The 24075-nt window shown below is 39.5% G+C and carries 23 protein-coding genes and 2 tRNA genes; 6 read left to right on the top strand and 19 right to left on the bottom strand.

Features of this window, described 5'->3' with window-relative positions; all coding sequences use genetic code 11:
* The first annotated feature begins 12 nt into the window (after positions 1–12).
* A complete protein-coding gene (locus tag FTT84_RS00325) occupies positions 13–285 on the top strand; it encodes an oxidative damage protection protein (RefSeq protein WP_067761406.1) in 273 nt (90 codons plus the stop codon).
* 952 nt (positions 286–1237) lie between these two features.
* Here FTT84_RS00325 and pgsA read toward each other — a convergent pair.
* From pgsA to uvrC, 3 genes are all read right to left on the bottom strand, one after another.
* The gene (gene pgsA / locus FTT84_RS00320; protein ID WP_067761409.1) at positions 1238–1825 is read right to left on the bottom strand and encodes a CDP-diacylglycerol--glycerol-3-phosphate 3-phosphatidyltransferase; all 588 of its coding nucleotides are present in this window, start codon (positions 1823–1825) and stop codon (positions 1238–1240) included.
* A gap of 104 nt (positions 1826–1929) precedes the next feature.
* Positions 1930–2724, bottom strand: a complete 795-nt coding sequence (locus tag FTT84_RS00315; protein WP_180079554.1) for a thioesterase family protein — start codon at positions 2722–2724, stop codon at positions 1930–1932.
* Between the two features lie 134 nt (positions 2725–2858).
* Entirely contained in the window at positions 2859–4658 is a 1800-nt protein-coding gene (gene uvrC, locus FTT84_RS00310) for an excinuclease ABC subunit UvrC (RefSeq protein ID WP_180079552.1), read from the bottom strand.
* Between the two features lie 180 nt (positions 4659–4838).
* On the opposite strand from uvrC, the gene FTT84_RS00305 reads away from it, so the two are divergent.
* Positions 4839–5885 carry an AAA family ATPase gene (locus FTT84_RS00305; protein WP_067761418.1) on the top strand — a complete coding sequence of 349 codons (1047 nt, stop codon included), beginning with the start codon at positions 4839–4841 and terminating at the stop codon, positions 5883–5885.
* A gap of 53 nt (positions 5886–5938) precedes the next feature.
* On the opposite strand, the gene FTT84_RS00300 is transcribed toward FTT84_RS00305, so the two are convergent.
* The 3 genes from FTT84_RS00300 to lpxO all read right to left on the bottom strand — a co-directional run bounded on the left by FTT84_RS00300 (position 5939) and on the right by lpxO (position 8822).
* Positions 5939–6349: a PH domain-containing protein gene (locus FTT84_RS00300; protein ID WP_180079550.1), complete on the bottom strand. Its 411-nt coding sequence runs from the start codon at positions 6347–6349 to the stop codon at positions 5939–5941.
* Between the two features lie 135 nt (positions 6350–6484).
* Positions 6485–7555 carry a protoglobin domain-containing protein gene (locus FTT84_RS00295; RefSeq protein ID WP_180057746.1) on the bottom strand — a complete coding sequence of 357 codons (1071 nt, stop codon included), beginning with the start codon at positions 7553–7555 and terminating at the stop codon, positions 6485–6487.
* Between the two features lie 352 nt (positions 7556–7907).
* Positions 7908–8822, bottom strand: a complete 915-nt coding sequence (gene lpxO, locus FTT84_RS00290; RefSeq protein WP_067761430.1) for a lipid A hydroxylase LpxO — start codon at positions 8820–8822, stop codon at positions 7908–7910.
* A gap of 470 nt (positions 8823–9292) precedes the next feature.
* Between lpxO and fadB the strand changes: the two genes are divergently transcribed.
* Both fadB and fadA read left to right on the top strand, forming a co-directional pair.
* The gene (gene fadB, locus FTT84_RS00285) at positions 9293–11446 is read left to right on the top strand and encodes a fatty acid oxidation complex subunit alpha FadB (protein ID WP_180057743.1); all 2154 of its coding nucleotides are present in this window, start codon (positions 9293–9295) and stop codon (positions 11444–11446) included.
* A gap of 12 nt (positions 11447–11458) precedes the next feature.
* The gene (gene fadA, locus FTT84_RS00280; RefSeq protein ID WP_180079548.1) at positions 11459–12631 is read left to right on the top strand and encodes an acetyl-CoA C-acyltransferase FadA; all 1173 of its coding nucleotides are present in this window, start codon (positions 11459–11461) and stop codon (positions 12629–12631) included.
* 53 nt (positions 12632–12684) lie between these two features.
* On the opposite strand, the gene FTT84_RS00275 is transcribed toward fadA, so the two are convergent.
* Positions 12685–13344, bottom strand: coding sequence for a DUF4276 family protein (locus tag FTT84_RS00275; RefSeq protein WP_180079546.1), 660 nt, complete (start codon positions 13342–13344; stop codon positions 12685–12687).
* The gene (locus FTT84_RS00270; protein WP_180079544.1) at positions 13338–14450 is read right to left on the bottom strand and encodes an AAA family ATPase; all 1113 of its coding nucleotides are present in this window, start codon (positions 14448–14450) and stop codon (positions 13338–13340) included. The genes FTT84_RS00275 and FTT84_RS00270 overlap by 7 nt, the downstream gene beginning before the upstream one ends.
* 223 nt (positions 14451–14673) lie before the next feature.
* Here FTT84_RS00270 and FTT84_RS00265 point away from each other — a divergent pair, with 223 nt between their 5' ends.
* A complete protein-coding gene (locus FTT84_RS00265) occupies positions 14674–15222 on the top strand; it encodes a hypothetical protein (protein ID WP_180079542.1) in 549 nt (182 codons plus the stop codon).
* Positions 15223–15327: 105 nt separating this feature from the next.
* Here the strand turns inward: FTT84_RS00265 and tehB are convergent, their stop codons facing one another.
* Complete coding sequence (gene tehB / locus FTT84_RS00260) at positions 15328–16197, bottom strand: SAM-dependent methyltransferase TehB (protein ID WP_180079540.1); 870 nt, start codon at positions 16195–16197, stop codon at positions 15328–15330.
* A gap of 279 nt (positions 16198–16476) precedes the next feature.
* Here tehB and FTT84_RS00255 point away from each other — a divergent pair, with 279 nt between their 5' ends.
* Positions 16477–17097 carry a hypothetical protein gene (locus tag FTT84_RS00255; protein ID WP_180079538.1) on the top strand — a complete coding sequence of 207 codons (621 nt, stop codon included), beginning with the start codon at positions 16477–16479 and terminating at the stop codon, positions 17095–17097.
* 111 nt (positions 17098–17208) lie between these two features.
* Here FTT84_RS00255 and FTT84_RS00250 read toward each other — a convergent pair whose 3' ends face one another.
* The 10 genes from FTT84_RS00250 to FTT84_RS00205 all read right to left on the bottom strand — a co-directional run bounded on the left by FTT84_RS00250 (position 17209) and on the right by FTT84_RS00205 (position 23978).
* Positions 17209–18510: a GGDEF domain-containing protein gene (locus FTT84_RS00250; protein WP_180079536.1), complete on the bottom strand. Its 1302-nt coding sequence runs from the start codon at positions 18508–18510 to the stop codon at positions 17209–17211.
* 386 nt (positions 18511–18896) lie between these two features.
* The gene (locus tag FTT84_RS00245) at positions 18897–19175 is read right to left on the bottom strand and encodes a hypothetical protein (protein WP_180079534.1); all 279 of its coding nucleotides are present in this window, start codon (positions 19173–19175) and stop codon (positions 18897–18899) included.
* 81 nt (positions 19176–19256) lie between these two features.
* A complete protein-coding gene (locus FTT84_RS00240) occupies positions 19257–20006 on the bottom strand; it encodes a hypothetical protein (protein WP_180058878.1) in 750 nt (249 codons plus the stop codon).
* Positions 20007–20191: 185 nt separating this feature from the next.
* On the bottom strand, positions 20192–20704 hold the full coding sequence (locus FTT84_RS00235) for a hypothetical protein (RefSeq protein ID WP_245668187.1): 513 nt from the start codon (positions 20702–20704) through the stop codon (positions 20192–20194).
* Between the two features lie 238 nt (positions 20705–20942).
* Entirely contained in the window at positions 20943–21686 is a 744-nt protein-coding gene (locus FTT84_RS00230; protein ID WP_067761455.1) for a class I SAM-dependent methyltransferase, read from the bottom strand.
* Positions 21687–21786: 100 nt separating this feature from the next.
* Positions 21787–22488, bottom strand: coding sequence for a hypothetical protein (locus FTT84_RS00225; protein WP_180079532.1), 702 nt, complete (start codon positions 22486–22488; stop codon positions 21787–21789).
* A 17-nt stretch (positions 22489–22505) separates the two neighbouring features.
* On the bottom strand, positions 22506–22961 hold the full coding sequence (locus FTT84_RS00220; protein ID WP_180079530.1) for a hypothetical protein: 456 nt from the start codon (positions 22959–22961) through the stop codon (positions 22506–22508).
* 146 nt (positions 22962–23107) lie between these two features.
* Positions 23108–23183 (bottom strand) — tRNA-Phe (locus tag FTT84_RS00215).
* 136 nt (positions 23184–23319) lie between these two features.
* A tRNA-Phe gene (locus FTT84_RS00210) sits at positions 23320–23395 on the bottom strand.
* A 193-nt stretch (positions 23396–23588) separates the two neighbouring features.
* A complete protein-coding gene (locus tag FTT84_RS00205) occupies positions 23589–23978 on the bottom strand; it encodes a GNAT family N-acetyltransferase (RefSeq protein ID WP_067761464.1) in 390 nt (129 codons plus the stop codon).
* Between the last annotated feature and the right edge of the window lie 97 nt (positions 23979–24075).

The raw sequence follows: 24075 nt of genomic DNA, 5'->3' as shown, positions 1-24075 counted from the left end.
TGGAGTATTGATATGTCTCGACAAGTTTTTTGCCGTAAATATCAGGCTGAAATGGAAGGTTTAGACTTTGCACCATTCCCCGGTGCAAAGGGTCAAGAATTGTTTGACAGCGTGTCAAAGCAAGCTTGGCAAGAATGGTTAAAACACCAAACAACGTTAATCAATGAAAAGCGTTTAAATGTGTTTGAACCAGATGCAAAAAAGTTTCTTGAAGAACAGCGTGAAAAATTCTTCAGCAATGATGAGTCTCTTGAAAAAGCCGAAGGGCTCAAGCCTGAAGCGTGATAAAGCGGAGCACTGCTCCGCCACGCTGCAAGACGAGAAGCTATGCTTCGAGTGAAAAAAAGGCGCTGCCTTATTTTTCTGCAAGACAAGCGAAGCGCGTAGTTCTAATTGTCAAAATGGGAACTCATTCCGGGTTCCCTTTTTATTTTAAGAAGCACTGCCCCGCTCTTTCGCAATACAAACATCGAAGATGTGCATAGGCTTGAATAAAAAAAGAGACTCTATGGAGTCTCTTTTTTTATTTTAGAAGCATTAGTACACTAGGCTAAAAGAAAGCGGAAGCGTAATTTACAACCACATCACAGGGTCTAAAAGGCCGCTTTTTATCTTGATCTAAGCTAAAACCAAAAGCAGAACTAAACGAAAAATATTGCTTATTTTTTTATTTAAACCATAGAGAATAGTGGTAAAAATTATGAGCTAAAATATTTTACAGCACAAAAAGTTTTTATTACGTAGTCAATTTTATTTCAAATTAAATCATTCAATATATTATAAAAAATTAAAATATTTCGATTTTCTAGGGTTCAATTAACACATTTAACTGGCTTTCAAAAGGCAGATTACACCAAAGTAAGCTTATAAGTTGTATCAAAAATTAAGTTTGTAAATCTGTGATACATTTCTCAATAAAACACAACATTACACTACAAGAACCTACATGCTTTTTTTAAATCACTTTCCTATAATACAAATCAAGGAGATGGAAACATCTTCAATAATAGCGATAAGTAACCCCGATTTCCTTCCCAGTCTTCCCCCAAAGTCTGGGAATTTTTTTATCCAAAATTTGCTTATTTAATCATGATCTAATTACCTGAACAATTTTTGCTTCATTTGTTCATTCCTGTCTTCACTTTATAATTTTTAAAAACACAAAATTTAGTTAACTCAAATAGTTGGCCATAAAAAAGCCCCTTATGAAAGGAGCTTTTCAACTGTAATCGTCAGTTTAAGGCTGTTTTAAATAGGGCCATGCGGCTTTTAAATAAATAAACATCGACCATAATGTTAATACGACTGCGGTATACAGTAATCCATACGCCAACATTTCAAGTGGTTGCCAATTCAATAAGAAGACTGAAATTGCAATCATTTGAAATGCTGTTTTGTATTTACCGACAGTAGACACTGCAACGCTAGTACGTGCACCCAGTTCAGCCATCCATTCGCGTAGTGCCGAAACTGTAATTTCACGTGAGATAATGACAATTGCAGCAAATGCCATAGAAATGGTCGGCTGCCATTGCACCAAGACGATCAATGCCGCCGCAACCATCAATTTATCTGCTACAGGATCTAAAAAACGCCCGAATGCAGAGGTTTGATTTAATGATCGTGCTAAATAACCATCAAACCAATCCGTCACAGCAGCAATAACAAAAATCGACGTCAACAAAATATGACGTGACATACTTGCAACATGCTCACCCACACCCATTGCAGGTGGCCAATAAGCCACAAGCAAAAATACAGGAATTAAAGCAATTCGTGCCAGTGTTAAAATATTAGGAATATTCAGGATTCGACCTGTTGTCATAGACACCCCAGTTTTCCCCTCATGCACGATGTAAATGCAGAATAATTTGAGGATTTATCCATCGTTAGTTGCACTCACTTTATACGAAATGCCTAGCAGTGTCACTAGGCAAACACTGTAACCGTCTGCCGTGCAATTGCAATTAACCGATCCTGATCATCCCATAAATGCGCATATTCTGTTGCATAACCATCTGCTGCATAGTCTGTAAATACTTTATATTTAAACCAGTTATGCACATTCGATTGTAATGGATGTACATAGGTTAAAGTCCAGGTCAGTGAGCTCGCTGGTGCCATGGTTTTAAACATGGGTAACACGCCAGGCGGCCACATATCCATCGAGACCAATAGATCAGCCTCAGTCATCTTCCGATTTTCATGTTTGAGGGGATTGAATCGCATCCAACCACTGAAGTCTGGCTTACGACTGGCTGTACATGGATATTGCCCATCAACCCAGGCCAAGTCCATTTGCTGGAAGCATTGCGGTGCAAGTGGATGGTGTTCTGCAATTTTCAGTGTTTCCACATTAGGAAAAGTCGGTGCAATGCGCTCTTGATTAACGACAATCGAGGATTCACGTGGAACACCAAAGCTCACCAATAGAATACTTTGCACTGCATCATCTTGCCAAAGACGTACTTCAATGGTGGTCACTGACTTGCCCTGTCTTAAAATTTCCGCAGCTAAGCGGACAGGTGCCAATTGAACAGGGCCTACAAATGTCACATTACAACTGAGTAGACGACGCCCCGTATCAGCTAGAGTTATCAAGGCCTTTTGCATCATCATGCCTGCAACTAAACCACCATAGATGGTTCTGCCTTGCAACCAACCTTCTGGAATATCCACCCATTCATGCTGTTCTATATGTTGATATAACGCTGTAAGTGACATATCCATCCCTGATCTTTTTTGAATTTTATATCATTGTCTAAAACTCAATTGATGTGAATGATCAGTGACCCATGCGTCAATGTACATTTTGGCAAATACATGCAACTTATCATGCTTAAAAATATCAAAAAGTCTTATTCGTGCAGGATTTTATAAATGGTTCTTGCCATTACATCACCTAATCCCGGCACCAATTTCAAATCATTTTCCGAAGCTTTGAGTACCCCCTGAATCCCACCAAAGTGTGTCAGTAAATCTCGGCGACGCTTTGGTCCCAGTCCAGGAATGGCTTCAAGCACCGAAGAGCCACGCTTTTTATCACGTTTCGCTCGATGTTTAGTAATAGCAAAACGATGGGCTTCATCACGCACTTGTTGAATTAAATGTAGCGCTTTATGGTCTTCAGGTAACTGGATTTTTTCACCATCGGTAAAGTGTAAAGTCTCTAAACCGGGTTTACGTCCTTCTCCTTTCGACACCCCGACTATAAAGGCATCTAACTGCAGTTCTTGCATGACTTCCATCGCCATGTGTAACTGACCTTTACCACCATCAATCAGCAACAAATCAGGTAACATGTTCTTTTTATAACGACGAGTCAGCGCCTGACGCATTGCAGCATAGTCATCGCCTTCAGTAATGTCATTGATGGCAAATTGCCGATAATCACGTTTACGTGCACCACCTGCATCAAAGACCACGCAGGAGGCTATCGTTGCCTCCCCCATTGTGTGGGAAATATCAAAACATTCAATACGATCTATCGGACGACCAACCACTTGTTCCAGTTGATGAAAACGTTCATTCAATTCAAAATGATCAGCCAGTTTGCCTTTAATGGCGTGCTGCACATTCATTTGTGCAAGCTCTTGCCATTCGGCACGGGTTTCTCGCACCTTATATTTGATTTGAATTTTTTTATCAAAGTGCTGCTGTAGCGCATCTTCCATGTCTTTGCGGTCTGGAATCTCTACATTAACAATCAACTCAGCAGGAATTTCATCTGCCACCTGAAAGTAAAAATTAGCAATAAAGTCTGATAGCATTTGTCCTAAGTCATCGCCCTGCATATCAGGGAAATAGCTTTTCCCACCCAGCATTTTACCATTGCGTACATGCATAATCTGCACACAGGTCACCCCTGCTTGATAAGCAATCGCAATAATATCGGCTTCACCTTTAACCTTATAAATCGCCTGTTGGGTTTGCACATCACGTAGTAGCGCCATTCGGTCACGGTAAAATACGGCTTTTTCAAACTCGAGTGCTTCGGCCGCCGCTTCCATTTTGGCAATCAACTCTTGGTTGAGTTCTTTGGTGTCTCCTTGCAAGAAGCGAATCGAGTTATTGACATCCTCTTTATAATCTTCGGGTGAAATCAAACCAACACATGGCGCAGAACAGCGTTTAATTTGGTATTGCAGGCACGGTCGTTTGCGCTGAGAAAAATAGCTATTTTCACATTGGCGTACATTAAAAAGTTTTTGTAATACCACCAAGGTATCCCTTGCGTTATAGGCACTCGGATAAGGTCCAAAAAACTTACCAGCTTGATGCTTACCTTTCCCACGTCCTGCGGCAATGCGTGGATAGGGCTTATCGGCAGAGATAAAAATATAAACATATGACTTATCATCACGCAGCATGATGTTATACGGCGGACGATGCAGCTTAATCAGGTTTTGTTCCAGCAACAATGCTTCAGTTTCGGAACGCACTACTAGCGTTTCAATATCATAAATACGGGCAACCAAAGCCTGTGTTTTGGGATGCTCAATGGTTTTAACAAAATAACTCGACACGCGATTTTTTAAATTTTTAGCTTTACCGACATATAGTAGTTCATCCTCTTTGCCGAGCATGCGATATACGCCGGGCAAGGTGGTCATGTGGGCTAGAATCTTTTCGATATGTTCGCGTGCGTTTTCGTTCACTCAGAATGTTATCCCATGCTATTTAGCGCTGTACTGACATGATGTGATGCTTTGCCTTGCATTTTCAAGCAATCAAATGAATTTATTCTTGTTGGCAGCAATGATCTGATTGCTAAAAGCTATTAATGGAAAATTCTAATTTTGCTATGCTCAGAACATCCCACCATAGGAACATAATGCATGACGAATGCTAATCCCGCCATTCATGTGGTAAAACCGACGACTTCGACCTTAAGTAATGCCGAAAAAAAACGTTTGATGGGGAAGCCTCGTTTTCATTTTGAACCGCTTGAGGTCATGCAGCTTTTAAAGCAACGCATTATCGGTCAAGAGGATGCGTTAAATGAAATTGAAAAAATGCTGCATGTAGTTAAAGCAGATTTTTCTAGTCCTGAGCGTCCACTTTCTGTCACCTTAATGCTCGGCCCAACTGGTGTTGGCAAAACTGAAACCGTGCGCTTGATCAGTGAAGTCATCTATGGTCGCCCCGATGCTTTTTGCCGCATTGATATGAATACCCTAGCCCAAGAACATTATGCCGCTGCAATTACTGGTGCGCCTCCGGGTTATGTCGGTTCAAAAGAAGGTCATAGTCTGTTTGATGAAACAGCGATTGCCGGCAGCCACACACGCCCGGGTATTGTTTTATTTGATGAATTGGAAAAAGCCTCAACCGAAGTTTTGCGTGGCTTAATGAATGTATTGGACAGTGGCAAATTAACCCTGACATCCGGCACTAAAACCATCGACTTTCGTAATTGCATGATCTTTATGACCAGCAATGTCGGCGCACAAGCAGCACAGCAATATTTAGATAAGCTGAATTTTTTACCCGAAAAAATTCAAAAGGTTTGTCTGAAACGTGTGCCTGTCAGCAGCATTATTAAAAAAGTCATGCAGCGTAAATTTGACCCTGAATTTATTAACCGTATTGATCGTGTGTTGCAATACCAACCTGTGCAAGATGATGCACTGCCGAAACTGGTGGAAATTGAATTGGAAAAACTTAATCAACGCCTACAACATCAAAAACGTAGCATTCAGCTTACGGATGCTGCAAAAGCACATTTTTATCAAAACCACGATATTCGTTACGGTGCGCGCCATCTAGCACGAAAAATTCGAGTCGAACTTGAGCCCATTTTGGCTGTATATTTTTTGAATTATCCCGAACAAACTGAAATACACCTAGATGCACAACTTGGACAATTGGTTATTCTTAAATAATTCACTTGTCTTTAAAAGGCATGCTCACATGCCTTTATTCTGCATTCTTATATTTATTGGATTGGAACACCAATCGCTTTAGCAAAAGCTTGCGGATCTTTTGGTGAAACCATGACAAATTTGGTTTTGCCATCTTGTACATATTCAATTTTTAAACGTTTAATGGAAAGCGCAGGTGCTGCCGATAAATCCTGACTTGGGCTAATTCGCTGGATATTCTGTAATGGAATCTGCCAACCTACAAACATACTGCGAATATTCAGCTGTTCCGCAGAAATCAGATAACGCGTATTGAAGGGCCACCAAAGCAATAGCACCGTCAAAATATACACTGCGCTATGCACAGGATATTGCTGCATCGTGCCTTTAGCTTGCATGGTGAGTAATAACTGGATGAGTAAACCACTCATACAAATAATAAATGCGACCACCCACCAATCTTTTTTAGAATGAAATACTTGCATCTTACCCCCTCATAAGCTGCTTTTATTCTATACAAGATTTAGCCAAGCGCATGGATGCGAGAGAATATTTTTTCACTCATTCCGCATTGATTAAAGCATCATTTTTCCAGTATAGCGTTAAGAGCCTGTGGCTGCTTATGACACCTCACCTTGACTGGCTTTGTATTGCTTCTTGACCAAATACATTTCGGCATCTGCCTGTTGCACCAACGTCATGGCATCAATATAGCCACTAATATGATCCGTCTGGCGCACACCAATACTCAAACTCAAGCCACTTTCCATTTCTTCCACGGTTTCAAGTAATCGCGGAATAAAACTACTTTGCACATGCAGTTCAGTACACCCCGGTAACACCAAACAAAATTCGTCCCCACCATAGCGAAAACAATGATCATCTAACCGCGCGACCGACTTAATCGCCTCAGCGACCGTTTGTAAAACTTGATCGCCTTTAGGGTGCCCTTGCTCATCATTAATTTTCTTAAAATCATTGATGTCGATAAACACTACAGTAACTGGATCTAGATTTCGCTGTGCGGTATATAAAATACTGGTGAGCATGGAAGATAGATGTCGAACATTCAGTAATCCTGTCAACGGATCACGTTGAGAAAGCTCCTCCATTTCTTGTGCACGGAACTCAAGTGTATGCGCATATTGTTCCATTTTTTCACGTGAAACCTTCACCTCACTAATTAGACTCCAGACATAGGTTTCAACCACCAATGTGGTATCGAACATGAATAGTTTTTCTAAGGTATTCACAATGCCATGGCACTGTTCCACATCATTAAAAGTGCGTCGTATCAAACTAAACAGCATAGTTTTTAAAGTATGTACAGCCGACAAATACAGCTTAGGCTCAACTCCAATGCGTTTATGCACCAAGCCAATGCGTAAGCGGTTATTCACATAAGCACTGTCATAACGCCCAGAAAATAAATCCAATAAATATTGATGCTGCGCGCGTTGCAGTCGCTTTAAGGTATCTAAATCACCAATCAACGTGGCAATTTCAGGAATTGAGGTCTGATTTTCATAAAATTCATCGACCATGGTGTCTAAAATAGGTGCGACTATGCCACCAATTGAAGCCAGTTCTGCGAGTTCCTGATCCGTCAATCCGAGTAATTGTTTACGCCGTTCAATATCCTGCATCGAAATATGCATTTGATGCATTAAGGTCTGATTTGTCGCTTTCATCTTAGATTACCCTATCCCCAAACCAGAGTATGCTCATCATATGAGGGTCAATGACCATATGTGATGTATAGACAAATACTGCATCTTTATTGAAAAATTCTGCTCTATTTGTCATCAAGCGATATTGTGGTTGTTCTTTAAATTTTGACCGAACTGTATTGTTTTCCTTGAAGTCGCAATGCATCTCCGAATAGCAAAACGCGACAATACGCCTATGTCCTTAGCACGCTGTTCTAGCTCTCATTAAACATTTTATTTTTTTTATTCTGCATTCACGATAACCGATATTTTGCATGCTGTCAGCATAAAAAAACGCCCCTAAGGGCGCATTTTTTAAATATTTATTACACTTTTAAAATAAATATGGGCGAACAAAAATAAGGAAGAAAATACTTAGCATCAAGAACCATTTTAGGAAATAGTACATTGAGCGATTGGTTTTTTTCAGTGCTTTGGCTTTAATTCGAAGCTGATAGACATAGCCAAAGACCTTGTTTAAGCCACCCGTTTGATCACCACTTTCATTCGGTGAACTCGCCGCAGTCATCACATTTTTACCAAACCAATGATTAAAACGTTCCATCCATTTAGATGTTAAAGGGCGCTCTACATCGGCAAAGAAAATAATACGATTTTCTTCAGTTTTATTTTCTGCATAGTGAATATAAGTCTCATCAAATACCACACTTTCACCATCACGCCATGAGTAACGTTGTCCATCGACATCAATAAAACAGCGATCATCATTCGGCGTTAATAGCCCCAAATGATAACGTAATGAACCCGCATAAGGGTCACGATGGCGAACCAAACGACTATCGGGCGCCAACTCAGTAAACATTGCCGCTTTAATCGAAGGTAATGTTTTGAGTAAAGCCGTGGTTTTCGGGCAAAGCTCCGCCGCTGATGGATGTGCGGAGTCATACCACTTTAAATAAAATCGCTTCCACCCCGTCTTAAAAAATGAGTTAAAGCCTAAATCATCATAACTGCTTGAAGCTTTAATCCCACCCTGTTCATACAATGCTTTCGCTTCATCACGAATCATTTCCCAATGTTCATCCAACACTTTTAAATCTTTAAAGTGTTGTGTTTCGATATAAGGTTGATTGGGTACTTTGGAAAACATGTACATCAGAAAATTAATCGGTGCGAGTAGCGTAGAGTGATCAAAGAACTGACGATAAAAGGAATGACGAACCTTACCGCGCTGCTGAATATAAAAAGCAGAAATGACAAAGACCGCCAGGATAATCCACTTAATCATACAAGGACCTGGAGCGTTGAAGCAAAATGCTTAAATCAAGAAAAGAATTTTAAAAACCAGGACATTGTAACATAGCGATTATTTTCGCTTAAATATACGCCATAGAACACTGTGTTGCATAAAGTCATACCTTGAAACAACTGAGCGATTGACCATTCTGCCAAAAATTATCCTTGCATTTTCTTGATTTTTATCTGATTTACCCAATATAAAAAATAGTTTTCGAAATAAAATGTGAATTGAAACATAAGCTTCAGCACATTTTATTAGAACGCGCACTAAAAAGACTTATAACAATCAGTTTTCAAAACGAAAAATTGATGACCCTAGCGTCACGGCTTGATACAACTTGTTATATTCTTTTTGGATATAGTTATCGTAAGATTAGCGAGGCAAAAAGTGTACGCAGGAAGCGCGTACTCGCTTCACAACATCAACTTAGAAGTCCTCCAAAATAAAGGAGATCAGGCATGATCCACGCTGGCAATGCCATTACCGTCCAAATGCTTTCGGACGGAATTGCAGAATTCCGCTTTGACTTACAAGGTGAGTCGGTCAACAAATTTAACCGCGCAACCATTGAAGATTTTAAAGCTGCGATTGACGCTGTTAAAGCAAACGGTGATATCAAAGGTTTAATCGTAACTTCAGGTAAATCTACATTTATCGTTGGTGCAGACATCACTGAATTTGGTGCGAACTTCGCTCAAGGCGAACAAGCGATTGTGGATTGGGCATTGCCTGTTCACGACATCTTCAATGCGTTTGAAGATTTAAACGTTCCTAAGGTTGCTGCAATCAATGGTATGGCATTGGGCGGCGGTTTTGAAATGTGTTTAGTGTGTGACTATCGTGTGATGTCAGAAGCTGCACAAGTTGGCCTTCCAGAAATCAAACTTGGTATCTACCCAGGTTTTGGTGGTACGGTTCGTTTAAGCCGCGTGATTGGTATCGACAATGCGGTTGAATGGATGGCAATGGCTAATCCAAAGAAACCTGCTGCTGCGCTCAAAGACGGTGCAGTTGATGCGGTTGTTGCTGCAGACAAACTACAAGACGCTGCAATTGACCTTGTGAAACAAGCAATTGCTGGCCGTCTAGACTGGAAAGCAAAACGCCAAGAAAAATTGGATCCTGTTAAATTGAACATGCTTGAACAAATGATGGCATTCAATACAGCGAAAGGTGCAGTTCTTGCTAAAGCAAACCCTGCACAATACCCAGCGCCAAAACTTCTTCTAGACTCATTACAAGCAGGTGCAAGCCTTCCACGTGATGAAGCATTGAAAATCGAAGCACAAGGTTTTGCTAAAGCTGCGGTAACTCCACAAGCTGGTGCGTTAATTGGTTTATTCCTTAACGACCAAATTGTGAAGAAAACTTCGAAGAAATATGAAAAAGGTGCTCACCCTGTCAACCAAGCCGCTGTATTAGGCGCAGGTATCATGGGTGGTGGTATTGCTTACCAAGCGGCAAGCAAAGGCACGCCAATCATCATGAAAGACATTGGTAACCCACAACTTGCTTTAGGTATGAAAGAAGCCAATGGCTTACTGACCAAACAAGTTGACCGTAAGAAAATGAAGCCTGCTCAAATGGGTGAAACTCTTGCGCGCATCCGTCCGACTTTAAGCTATGACGAGTTTAAAGAAGTGGACATCGTGATTGAAGCAGTAACAGAGAACCCGAAAGTAAAAGGTATCGTACTTGCTGAAACTGAGAAGAACGTTCGTGACAACACGATCATTGCTTCAAACACTTCAACAATTTCAATCACACGTTTGGCTGAAAACCTACAACGTCCTGAAAACTTTGTCGGTATGCACTTCTTTAACCCAGTTCACATGATGCCATTGGTTGAAGTGATCCGTGGTGAGAAAACATCTGCTGAGGCAATCGCAACGACTGTGGTTCTTGCTCAGAAAATGGGTAAAACGCCAATCGTGGTAAATGACTGCCCGGGCTTCCTTGTAAACCGCGTACTGTTCCCTTACTTCGGTGCATTTGACCTTCTACTGAAAGACGGTGCTGACTTCCAGCAAGTTGATAAAGTGATGGAAAAATTCGGCTGGCCTATGGGTCCTGCTTACCTCATCGACGTTGTGGGTATCGACACAGGCGTACACGGTGCAGAAGTTATGGCGGAAGGTTTCCCTGACCGCATGAAGCCAGACTATAAAGGCGCAACTTTAACCATGTACGAAAACAAACGTCTTGGTCAAAAGAATGACGTTGGTTTCTACAAATACGAACTTGACCGTAAAGGTAAGAAAGCCAAAGTGGTTGATCCAGTGGCTTATGAACTTGTGGCTTCTGTTGCAACTGCGGAAAAACGTGAATTTGATGCGCAAGAAATCATTGACCGTATGATGCTGACGTTCTGTAACGAAACTGTTCGTTGCCTAGAAGACAACATCGTAGCGACTGCTGCTGAAGCAGATATGGCGATGATCATGGGTGTAGGTTTCCCTCCATTCCGTGGTGGTCCATGCCGTTACATCGACCAAACAGGTGTCGCTGAATACGTAGCGCTTTGCGACAAATATGCGTATTTAGGTAAGGCTTATGAAGCGCCACAAATGTTGCGTGACATGGCTGCAAACAATAAAAAATTCTACGGTTAAGGAGCAACGTGAATGGCTACTTTAAATCCACGTGACGTTGTCATCGTTGATGGCGTACGTTCAGCAATGGGTAAAACCAAAAATGGTATGTTCCGTAACGTCCGTGCTGACAGCTTATCTGCTGAATTAGTACGTGCGCTTGTTGCTCGTAACCAGTTTGATACCAATGAAGTTGAAGACGTAATCTGGGGCTGTGTAAACCAAACCCTAGAGCAAGGTATGAACATTGGTCGTAACATTGCATTGTTAGCAGACTTACCACGTACTGTTGCAGGTCAAACAGTGAACCGTCTGTGTGGTTCTTCTATGCAAGCAATCCATACTGCGGCTGCGCAAATTGCAACTAACCAAGGTGATATTTTCATCATCGGTGGTGTGGAGCACATGGGTCACGTTGGCATGATGCACGGCATCGACATCAACCCTGAAGCGTCTAAGCACTATGCAAAAGCGTCTAACATGATGGGCTTAACGGCTGAAATGTTAGGTCGTATGAACGGTATTTCTCGTGAAGAACAAGATGCGTTTGGTGTTGAATCACACCGCCGTGCTTGGGCTGCAACACAAGAAGGTCGTTTCAAAAATGAAATCGTGGGCGTTGAAGGTCACGATGCGAATGGCTTCAAAATCCTGTGCGATGTCGATGAAGTGATTCGTCCTGATGCGAACCTTGAAGCGTTCCAATCTTTACGTCCAGTATTTGACCCGAAAGGCGGTACGGTAACTGCTGCGACATCTTCAGCGTTGTCTGATGGTGCTTCTGCAATGTTGCTTATGTCTGCTGAACGTGCTCAAGCGCTAGGTCTTAAGCCACGTGCTGTGATTCGTTCTATGGCGGTTGCAGGCTGTGATGCTGCGATCATGGGTTATGGTCCTGTACCAGCAACTCAAAAAGCGCTTAAACGTGCTGGCTTGTCAATTGCTGATATTCAAACGTTTGAATTGAACGAAGCGTTCGCAGCACAAGGTTTGTCTGTTCTTAAAGGCTTAGGCATTTATGACCAACAAGACCGTGTGAACTTGAACGGTGGTGCGATTGCATTGGGTCACCCATTGGGTTGTTCTGGTGCGCGTATCACAACGACTTTGCTGAACGTGATGGAACAACAAGATACACAAATTGGTCTTGCAACGATGTGTATTGGTCTTGGTCAAGGTATCGCGACAGTGATCGAACGTGTTTAATTCTTAAATACGTGACCAAAGAAAACCCCGCTTTATGCGGGGTTTTTTATTTACTAGTTAGCTAATCTTTCTATATTCCCAAGCCATTCATCAAAGCCTTTGCACTTTTGTCTAATTTCATCCACACCAATATCTAAAGCAATTAAAGAACCCATCAGAACTTTATCATAAGCCCTATTTAAAGATTCTAATCGCTTGCTTGGAGCTGTTTGTGGACTATTATTAATATGCTCAGGCGTTTCAAATTGTTGAATAATTGATTCAATCACACCTAAATTAACAGTTAAATTATTTGCAATGGCTTCTGGACTAGAAAACAACAAACCTTCGAACTCATACATTTGAACATATGGAAAAAAATTCCTTGTTATTTCCTCACCTAAATCGGCAACAAGTTTTTCTTTAAATTTTTCTTCTAAAATAATTTTTTTTCTTTCCAAACAGTTCTGAGTAAGAGCTTGCTCTTTTCCAGGGAAATTTTTATCAAGACCATAAAAATCAAAGAATGTTGTACAAAATGCTAGCCTATCAGCTAAGCGATTACGAATATCTTGTAACATTCTTTGATAATTAACAGCTCCTCCTTTATGGCCTGGCCTTCCAATTAAGGCTGGAAACAAATAAATACCTTTTGGACTAAAAATGGGCTGTAGTACTTCTTTAATGAATGTTTCTTCTGTTTGACCTTCACAAATAATATGAACTCTTACCATGCTCCAGGTCTCCCACCCAAAATATTTTTCTCCCAAAGCTCTCCTAAAGAATAATCTTCCAACCAGTTCGAGAACTCCTCTGAACTTAGTTTTTTGAATTTTGTTCCTTCATGGTCTCTTTCCACAATAATTAGATTATCAATACTGAATTGATCAACTAAAGGAACTGATTGTGTAGATACAATTACTTGCATACGCTGTGATGCCGTTTTTAATAAACTGCCTAATAAAACAATAGCATATGGATGTAACCCCAACTCAGGTTCATCAATAATTATGGTTGAAGGAGGGGAAGGCTGAAGCAAAGCTGTTGCTAAACATATAAATCGCAAGGAACCATCAGATAGCTGAGTAGGCCATAAGTCATAATCGCTATTCTTTTGTCTCCATAATAATCGGATTTGTTTTTCTTCTGTCGCTAATTCTTCTGGTTCCAGTACAAAGTCATCAAAATATGGCAATGCTAATCTAATAACTTTGACAATTTTTTGATATTCAGCTTGATGATTATGTTTAAGATCGTATAAAAACGCTGCCAGATTATCAGCTGCAGGTCTTAAGTATTTATTATCATGTAATGAACATTTTCTCTTTACTGCTGCTGTATCTGTCGTGTCATGAAAATGATAAACACGCCAGTTTTTTACTGATTCATAACAATAGCTAATAACTGATCCAGGTCTAGATTTTTCATATTCATCTTTTAATAATGCCTCTTTATGACCAGAGCCTAATGAAGTATAGGTTTCACCATAATAGGGACCATCAAAATAAGTTTTTTCTTCCTTGAAAACGAGTCCACCATCAACGGTAGGTCTTAAATCAAAGTAATAACCATTAAGACCAAAGCTGACAAATGATTGTAATTTGTCACATTCTTTTATTCCATTAGAAAGGATTCGTTCTGCACCTCCTTGTTCCGAAACATAATATTGTAATTTTTTATCAATTATATTTCCCAATAAACGGAAATAACTTACTAAGTTACTTTTACCTGCTCCATTAGCACCTAATAACACATTTAGAGAATTTAGAGTTATATCTACATCTACTAAGGACTTAAAGCCTTTTATTTTTAATCTATTTATTGATTTAGCGTAAGACATAAAGGACTAACACTTACAGAACTATGATCTCTGCAGTGTACTATTTTTTAGGCTTGACCGTTAAGAATTCAAAATAAAACATAAGCAGCTAAAATTATTAAATTTATAAATTTGTAACATTAGCCCAGTATTCAACCATTAAAATCCTATTCCTCAGCCAGTTAAATTTCATAGGCGTATCATATTTCTATCTCTTCCCTCCTTTTCTCCTATGGGGTTTAACATGACTATGCTTAAAACACTGCTTGCAACTGCAATCGTTGCAACTTCAGCTTCTGCTATGGCTGCTGAAGTAACTTCTCCTGTTGCTGCAATGAAAGCGCAAGTACAAGCAAATGCGATTCAAGCCGTTGCACCAGCTCAAGCGAAAGTAGCGACTGCAACTGTTAAGGCACAAGATGCTACAGCGAAGACCACTGCTAACAAACAGGCTGCTGTAGCTAAAGCAGAAGCTGCTAAACAACAAGCAACTGAAGCTAAAAAAGCTGCTGATGCCAAAGCTATTGCTGCAAAAACTGAAACAGCTAAAAAAGTAGAAGCAGCAAAAGCTGCACCTGCTGAAATGAAAAAAGCAGCTGACACTAAAGCTGAAGCAGTAAAAACAGAAGCTGTTGTGAAAACTACAGAAGCAAAAGAAACTGCAATGGCTAAAACAGCAGAAGCAAAAACTGAAGCAGCACAACAAGTCGAAGCTGTAAAAGCAGCACCTGTTGAAGCAGCAGTAAAAGCTGAGAAAAAAGGCTTTTTCTCTTGGTTTAAAAAAGCAGCTTAATTCTGCGTTTTAAACTGCAAAGGGATGTCATCTGACATCCCTTTTTTCTTCTTGTTAAATACAGACTTTATTTAAACTTTCAGCCTGCAATTAAAATTTCAAAATTTAAGCTGAAACTTTTTGTGCCAGCATGGTGGCAAAATGCTGTTTGATCCGCTTACCCTGCTCATCTACCCGATGCAATTCTCCAATATCTTCATTGTATTTGATCAGCTTCCATCCTTGATAAAGCTCACTTAACTGCCCCGGCTTGAAGGCAAAAGGAAAGTCGGGCTGCGCTGGAATATCATCAGTATCCATCGCGCAAACAATCAGGTTATAGCCATTAATATTCGTGGCTTTTTGCATCTGCTGAATCAGTGGCTTCACTGTCTTGGCTTGCAGGAACATCATCACCACGGTACAGCAAATAAAATCATAACTGCCAGAAATGCTTGGATCAGCATTCAAATCCCGCTGTGCGACATGAATCTGCTGAATATCTTCGGCATCAATGATTTGCTGGAATTTTTCTAAACTTTGGGTATTCACATCCCAAGCATCCACCTCATACCCCATTTGACTGAGATATAAGGCATTACGCCCCTGCCCGCACCCCACATCTAAAGCACGACCACCTTGCAAATACGGCGCTGCTGCCAAAATTTCTGAGTGCGTTGGGCTGAGTTGATACTTCTTATTAAAATAATCCTGTGGTTGGCAATAAAAACTCAGCTGACATTGCACATCATCACTAACAGAAACAATTTTATGCCACGCCTGAGGTTCAATAAATGGCGGCTGCTGCGCTGGACTAAATACATGTTCGGACAAGACCTTTCCAGCATCATCTAACATGGCAAAATTCACTTCACCTTGCAGCACGGTGAGTTTTGCCCATGTCCCTGCCTTGGTATTGTGCTGACGTTTAAAACCCTCCGGAATGGTCTGCTGAGTCCATATTGGGAGTTCTTTATAACCCATCAATTGATTCATTTTGTTTTAACTCCACAGTTTCATCTTGTTATATAGATCAATAAATAGCGATCAATCTAGCTTCAGCCTAACAAAGTATTCCACCTGATAAGTGTCGAAAAGACAGTTTAATTTGTCACGGCTTGCCTTTGTAAGTTCTCCCTCTGTTATTCGTTTGTAACATTAGTGGATTATTCACACAAATAAGCAGCATGCGTTCTAAGTTGTAACCTACAACGGCAATATAAGGCATAGAATTTACAATGCCTTATTTTAACTAAGTTTTATAGAGTGATGACTATGAACGCAATCAAAACTACTTTAGCAATGGCTTTAGTTGCTGCGACAACTTCTACAATGGCGGCTACAGCTGTTGAACAAAAACCAGCTACTGTAGTTGAAACTGTAAAAGCACAAGCAGTAGAAGCTAAAACTGCTACTGTTGCAGCTGCAAAAGTAACTAAAGATATTGCTAAAAACCAAGTTGCTGTCACTGAAAAAGCAACTGAAACAAAAACTTTAACAATCAAAGAAACTACAAAAGCGAAAGCTGTAGATGCTAAAAAAGCTGTTGTAGCAAAAGCTGAAACTGCGAAAGAAGCAACTGTTGCTAAAACAGTAGCAGCTAAAGATGCGACTGTAGCTAAAACAATGGAATCGAAAGAAACTGTTGTAGCAAAAACTGAAGCTGTAAAAGATGCAGCTGTTGCAACTAAAGATGTTGCTGTGGCTAAAACAGTCGCTGCGAAAGATGCTGTCGTTGAAAAAACAACTGAAGCTAAAGACGCTGCTGTAGCAAATACTGAAGCTGTAAAAGCTGAAGCGAAAAAAGACTGCGCAAAAAAATGTGCTGAGAAAAAAGCTGAAGCTGCTAAAGCTGAGAAAAAAGGCTTTTTCTCTTGGTTCAAAAAATCAGCTTAATTTCTGATTTTAAAAAAAGATGCCGAAATGGCATCTTTTTTTTGCTTAACTAAATACATTTGTGCAAATTATAAAACTGCTGGAATAATTTTATGCGTCACAAATTGGTTTTTACCTTGTGCTTTCGCTTGATACAAACACGCATCGACTTGCTGTAAAGTACTTGAGTTTTGATAAATCTAATTGCTTAAAGGTCGTCAGCCCCATACTAAACGTCACTTCCAAACGTGTACGATCCAGCTTATATGGATTTTTTTCGCAGGCATTTAAGATCGACTCACACAAATCTTGTGCTTTGTCTAGATCATAATCCTCAAGCAAAATCAGGAATTCCTCTCCACCCCAGCGACTAATAAAACTATTATAAGGACTACATTTTTTTAAAATTTTAGCTAAATGCACCAACACAGCATCACCCACTTGATGCCCATATTGATCATTTATTTTCTTAAAATTGTCTACATCCAATAAGATGATACAACCATTTTCAAGGCTCTCTTGTGCAACCATTTGTTCTTTAGAGGCATGACGGTTTTTAAGTCCTGTTAATTCATCGCAAAAGCTCACCCGTTGCAGTGCCAAATACAGGCGTCTATTACGTGCATATAACTCACATATAAATAAGAAAATAATGAGATAAATACCCAAAGCTAAACGATAAGAACTGATCCGAGACAACATATGAACTTGGGCATCAGACCAATACTCTCCTGCTAGTGGCATCGCACCATACCATCCACAAATCAGTGTCATTAAGCCGATAAGCAAACAAAATGTTTTCAGTTTATATTTCACTGCGTAGTAGCACATCAGCAGTGGTAGCACCATACATGCATAAAAAATTTGATCATTTGGAATCACGTACTGGATGAGCAATGCCACCACTAAGTACACGTAATCTAAGAGCGGAACGTTTGCCCATTGGTTAAAACCAAAAAGTAAACACACCACAGCTAGACTGGTTGCAAACTGTTCTAGAAAATAATCGACAAAAGCAAAATATTGATTATCCATTTGAAAGCACGCAACAAAGATTAAACTTCCTGCAAATGCACTGACAATACTCGGTACGGTCAACATCATGGTGTGTTTAAAACGATTGGTTTTTAAATGACTGAGTGCCAAATAGATTTTTACAAACACCCAAATTTGTAGTGCTGAAATCGCGCACAATAAAAATTTATCTTCAATGCTTTTGACATGATCGACCACAAGTGCAGCCACAAAAATAGCGCTGAAGCCAAAAACTACAATCAATAAATCATGGCTTAAATGCTTTCGCAGCAAAATTAAACCATAAGCCGCAAATGGGTTTACCACCCAAACAGGGCTGATAAATAATTCATAGGTATAACCAATAGACACCAATGAAACCGCAAAAATGGCGAGCCATAGCAGTACTAAATTTTTCATAGAGTAAAAGTAATCTTCTCTAATTCTGTTTTTAAAATTTGAATTCAAACCCCTTTTTATGTTTGGGTTTTATCAATGCATGTCAGCTCATCTTGTTCTGAGTTATCGCTGAATGTTTTAAAAACGGGTTAAAATTTCCACAGTATTTTAGGTTATTTTTTTTCACAATTTTTTCAAATAGATGTATGCAATTTGCAAATTTAACTAACAAATTATGCCTTATAGTCATTGTTTTTATATCAGTTTATCGCTTTTAAGTCTGAATCAAGCACTTATCTTTAAATCAAGTTCATAATCCACCTTATATTAAGCTTATCTAAATTACCGAATTTTCAAGTGAAACATGACTCATTTTTAGTCTTATTTTTAAAATAATAATTTTAAAACTATCTTAGAATTTGAAGTTGCTCCATTAGCCAAGCGATGTATTTTTCTTGATCCATAAAATCGGGAGCACTGCCAGTATCAAGGCTATAAAACTGATGATTGAACTCAATGACAATTTGTTCAGTTAAATACCAATCTTCAATCATACGGAAATATTGACTAAAGAAAAAACGGTTTTTTCCCCAATTATTTAAGCTTTCCAAACGGGGATATTGACGGTTAGCGAGAAAATCGTGATAGACCTGCTGTATATCATCAAATACGTATATGCTGCGCATGTAGGTTGACCTCGGGCAATGATGCAAAACGCTGCTTGCTATGACTTTAGCCAACCTATTTGAAAGTTAGATGACAATTCTCTAAAGCTTTTGTTTCAACTCCGTTCTGTTCTTTTGTCGAATCTGATCCATTTGCGTATTCAGTTGCAGCATCTCGCTATAAAGCTGATTAAACTGCTTCAATGGCTCATCTTCATAGAACATAAACAACTTATTTTTCTTTTCCCATTTATGTACTTTGATCACCTTAAAAATTTCATCTGCCTTAGCAAGACTTTGCTTTTCCAAATCAAATAAAGCATGAGATTCATCACTATCACGGCTATCTCTTAAACTTTGGGTCATTTGTTGCCTAAAAATATTCTTCACGGGTAAATGCTTCGCTTGTTCTAAGGCATTTTCTTCTTGCTGCGTCGTTTTTTGCTCATAAGCATCTACCACAGCATGAACCTGTTGCAACATTTGCTCGGTTTCTTGGTAGTTGTTTTTCTTATCTTTTACCAATCGATCTATGTCGAGGAATTTGTCCCAGTTCAGAGCTTTTAAATCACGAATATATTGATTACGCGCTTCAGCACGTTGCAGCATTTGGCCTAAAATAAAGTCGGACATGACTTTATAATCACCCTTTAAGCGAGCATCTGACAGATCTATCTCAATCGGTTTTTCCCAATTCTGTGCCTGCTTAAATATCTGTTCTGTCTTTTCAAGTAAAACAACTTGATAAGCATCAAATTGAGCGGCTTCTTTTTGTTGGGCTGAATATTGATAAAACATCCAACCAAAAACCAGCACGGTGGCACAAGCTAAAATTATAAAGATACGCGGCATATTCAGCTCCGAATCCCCTTTTGATTATCATAACCAAAAATATAAAAAGATGGCGATAAAATAAACAAATCTACTTTTCTCAAAATCAAACGCCCCTCCAATGATCATTGCAGCAAACACATAAAAAAGGAAATTCATGGATTAAGCATGAATTTCCTTTTACGTTTTGTAGAATGAAATGAATGTTATGGCGATGTTTTCGGGTTGATATTCAATTGGCGATCAATCGTACCCATGTTTATTTGGTCACGGCTAATTTGTACCGAAGTTGCATTACGATCGATACCAAACGGCTGCAACATAATATACAGACCATTGCGTGGATCGGAAGATTGAAGACCTGCAGCAATATCTAACACGTGTTGCTGCATCAAAGGCGATAAATTGGACATGTCTGGCATTGCTGCGGCAGGTAAAATATCCATGTTCGATACAATCGTTGCATCGACACCTTTATTTTGCGTGTCACGCTCAAGCTCCATGACACGGTGCTGTAATGCTTTACGACGATCGACCTGTTCTTGATATTCAACAATACCAGTTTCAGCACGCATTTCACGCTCTGCCATAATGGTTAAAGCAGGCATTTGTATCGCTTCTTGCTGTTCATCTGTATTCGTTGCAGCAAAAGTAGATGATGCTGAAAGAGTGGCACTAGCAAAAAGCAAAACGGCAACAGATTTTGGGAGAGTCATCATGTTGAATTCCGAGCAAATTGACGAAAAAGTGAAGCACCAAATAGTGCATTTTGAAGTCTATATTGTACAACAAATCATCAATTTTACGTTTTGAAGCCCGACAAACGGCATATTATGCTTTCATGAGTACACGTTTAATTTTGAATTCAAAGTGTTAGTTTTTTTGGAACACATTTTTATCTACATTTTGAATTCAAAATCAAAATACCGAGTATATTTAGCTAGGTTAATTTCAAACTCATTGTTGAGATACGCTACCAATGCGTAATAGAACTGGAAAATGTAACTGATATTGTTGCTTATTCTGCTGCTGAAAAAAATCGAGCAATGCTGCAAGAGGCTGTTGCTCGGGATGCAGCTTTTGATAATGTTTTAAGCCTGACCATGTTTGTAGATAATTCAATATCTGCTGAGCGGGCCATGCATAATCCAAACTCAATGTCGGCGTTGTATATTCATGAAACGGAAAAGGAATCGTTTGATAGCTTTCATCAATATAGCGACGTTCTGCATCCCAATACCCCTTTAAAGTTTCGAAATACAATTGTTGGAGCAGCTCATTCAATTCTGTTTGTTCCGCTTGAATCAAACCATAACCAATGACTGCAATCACGCCATTAGCTTTAAGTACGCGTTTTACTTCGGTATAAAAACTATCAAAATCAAACCAGTGAATCGCTTGTGCTACCGTCACTAAATCCACGCTTTGGCTTGGCAAAGGACACTCAGCTGCTTGAGCAGCCTCATAATGTACATTGGCTAAATGCGGAGCCTCCGCCAATTGAGCTGCACTTAAATCAGTCGCTAAGATTTGTTGAAAATGGGGAGCCAGTCGTTGGGTAAATTGACCAGAACCTGCCCCACAATCCCAAGCCAGCTCTCGTCTATTTACATATTTTAATATCGTTTCCACGATAGCTGGAGAATAATCCGGCCGAGCACGTTGATATTGTTTGCTATCATCAGAAAAGAGATCTTTCATTTAGAATATTCATTGGTTATTTTTCATCAGTCTAATACAGTTTTTACTGCTTAAAACTTGAACTTAAGTCATAGCATTAAAGTAAAAATGATGTGTGAACTTACTGAATCACGTTCTGAATATAAAAGCTCGTTTGTGCAATGGGTTCCAATTGATCATTCATTTGATAATATTTCACATCATAATGACCGGGCTTCCAACCTGCGACAGGGTTGAAACTTACCCAATTTTTCTCACGCTGAGCACTTACCCGCTGCGGCATAAAAAATAGCACTTCTCCAGTAGTTTGATTGCTCCAGCGTACAAAAACTTGTTCATTACTCGGTGTTTTACCTAATGTATCAAAGTGAGCAAATAGCTGTTGTCCTTTGTAAATATCACGTGGTAATACATTTTCGCCCCCATACTCTTGGTGTGCCATAACCGTGGCTCGTCCACTCATTGGCTCGTCAGGTTTATTTTTAGCATCAACAAACTCACCCACTAAATGCTTTGCAAATTCATGCTTGTTTCGAATGGCCGATAAATCATACCCAGAAAATGCTTGCTGCAAATATTGATCCATTTGCTTTGATGTCGCCTGATCAATGACTGCATTCACTTGAGTCATTTGATTTTTTAGTTGCTGTTGTAATTCAATATTATTTTCAGATTGCACCGGTATATGTTGCTGAAAATTTTGAATAAAGTGATTCCCTGTCTGATCGTTATTACTTTCTATAACGATGGGTTCAGATGCAGTATTGGATGGGGCTATGAAATAACCCAATCCAAAACAGACGAGGCCAATCGCTATTGGCATCAAAAATTTCATCGTTTTTAATTACACGTTATTGTTTCAGTTACATTATTAGCGAGCGTTATTTTCAGACTTCCACTGGTAAATAAAGCCCCCTTATTCAGTTGTTCTTTGGTTAGATTACTACCTGACAACAATCTTAATCCTTCTGAGGTACAAATACCTGTCTGAGTATCATTCGTGAGCTTTAATACACAGCCAGCTGTTGTCACTTTATGGGTATTTGCTATAGGCTCAGCACATACTGCTGTAATCACGTTTGTAGATGGTGTTTTAAGATCACATGCTGAACAATCTTGACTCGCACCACCACACGCATTTGCTGCTTTTTCACTGCGACAAATATATGTCTGAGTACCAAAAGTAAATTCTTTTTCAAATGAAGAATTAAAACTGCCACTACTTCCACCACCACATGCCGTTAATACAGCACTTGTCATTACGGTTAAAGCCATTACTATTTTTTTCATATTCATCGTCATACCTTATATTTTTTAAAATTTTTTAGCTATCGGTCAAATTATATTCGGTCGATTGTATTAGTTGCATTGCACAATTGATCAACAAAACTAAATCTGAGACGAAAAAAAACCTCAAACAATGTTTGAGGTTTTTTTGAATATGGTGGCGAGACCCAGGATCGAACTGGGGACACACGGATTTTCAATCCGTTGCTCTACCTACTGAGCTATCACGCCGATGCGGTGTATTAAGCCGTATCTCAGTTAATTAGTCAATCATATTTATAAAAATATTTTTTGTATGCATAAATTTTAGGCAAAAAAAATCCCTGATGGGATCAGGGATTGATAAACTGAAAATCAGTTTTGAATATGGTGGCGAGACCCAGGATCGAACTGGGGACACACGGATTTTCAATCCGTTGCTCTACCTACTGAGCTATCACGCCGATGGGGCGTATTAAACAATTTAAGCTGGATGCCGTCAAGCATAAGCATGGGCTTTTTTCTCAAATGTTTATTTTTAAATCAATATTTCACACTAATCGCTTACTTTTTGTCTTATTTACATTTAAATCTGAGTTAATTTAATTATTCAGTCGAAAAAAGACAGCTCGGAGGCTGTCTTTTAAACACTGAACTTTATTCAGCTGCGTCAATTTTACCAATGTGTGCTAAACAACGATGAATCGCGCCACAACCTGGCTCGAAGGTTTTTACACCTTTTTCTTCTTCCATACGTGTCGCTTCACTCACTAGACGTTCTGCAACACCGCGGCCTCGGTTAGCTGGATGTACTACGATATATTCCAAGGTTTTACTTTCACCTTGGCCGCTACACCAAATGGCACCAATCAATTTTGTATTAAATTCTGCAGTGTAAACTAAGGTATACTGAGCTAAGTTCTGCTCAAGTTGTTCAATGGCATCTGAACCGTCGCTAAATTCTGGGCTCGTGTCATACAGTCGCTCAAGCTGGCTGCGCACTTCATCATTTTCTAAAGAAGTATAGGCATGTACGGTAATAGGCATTGATAAACCCTCCTGAGCAATCTAATATGCGGTGACTTTTCGTCACGGCGAAAACATTTTTACATCAATCATTTTGACGTATTTGAGGAACGTGTCT

The organism is Acinetobacter sp. YH01019 (genome assembly GCF_013420285.1).
Lineage (GTDB): Bacteria > Pseudomonadota > Gammaproteobacteria > Pseudomonadales > Moraxellaceae > Acinetobacter > Acinetobacter gandensis.
The sequence above is the reverse complement of the archived record's forward strand: the minus strand, read 5'-3'. Positions and strand labels throughout refer to the sequence as shown.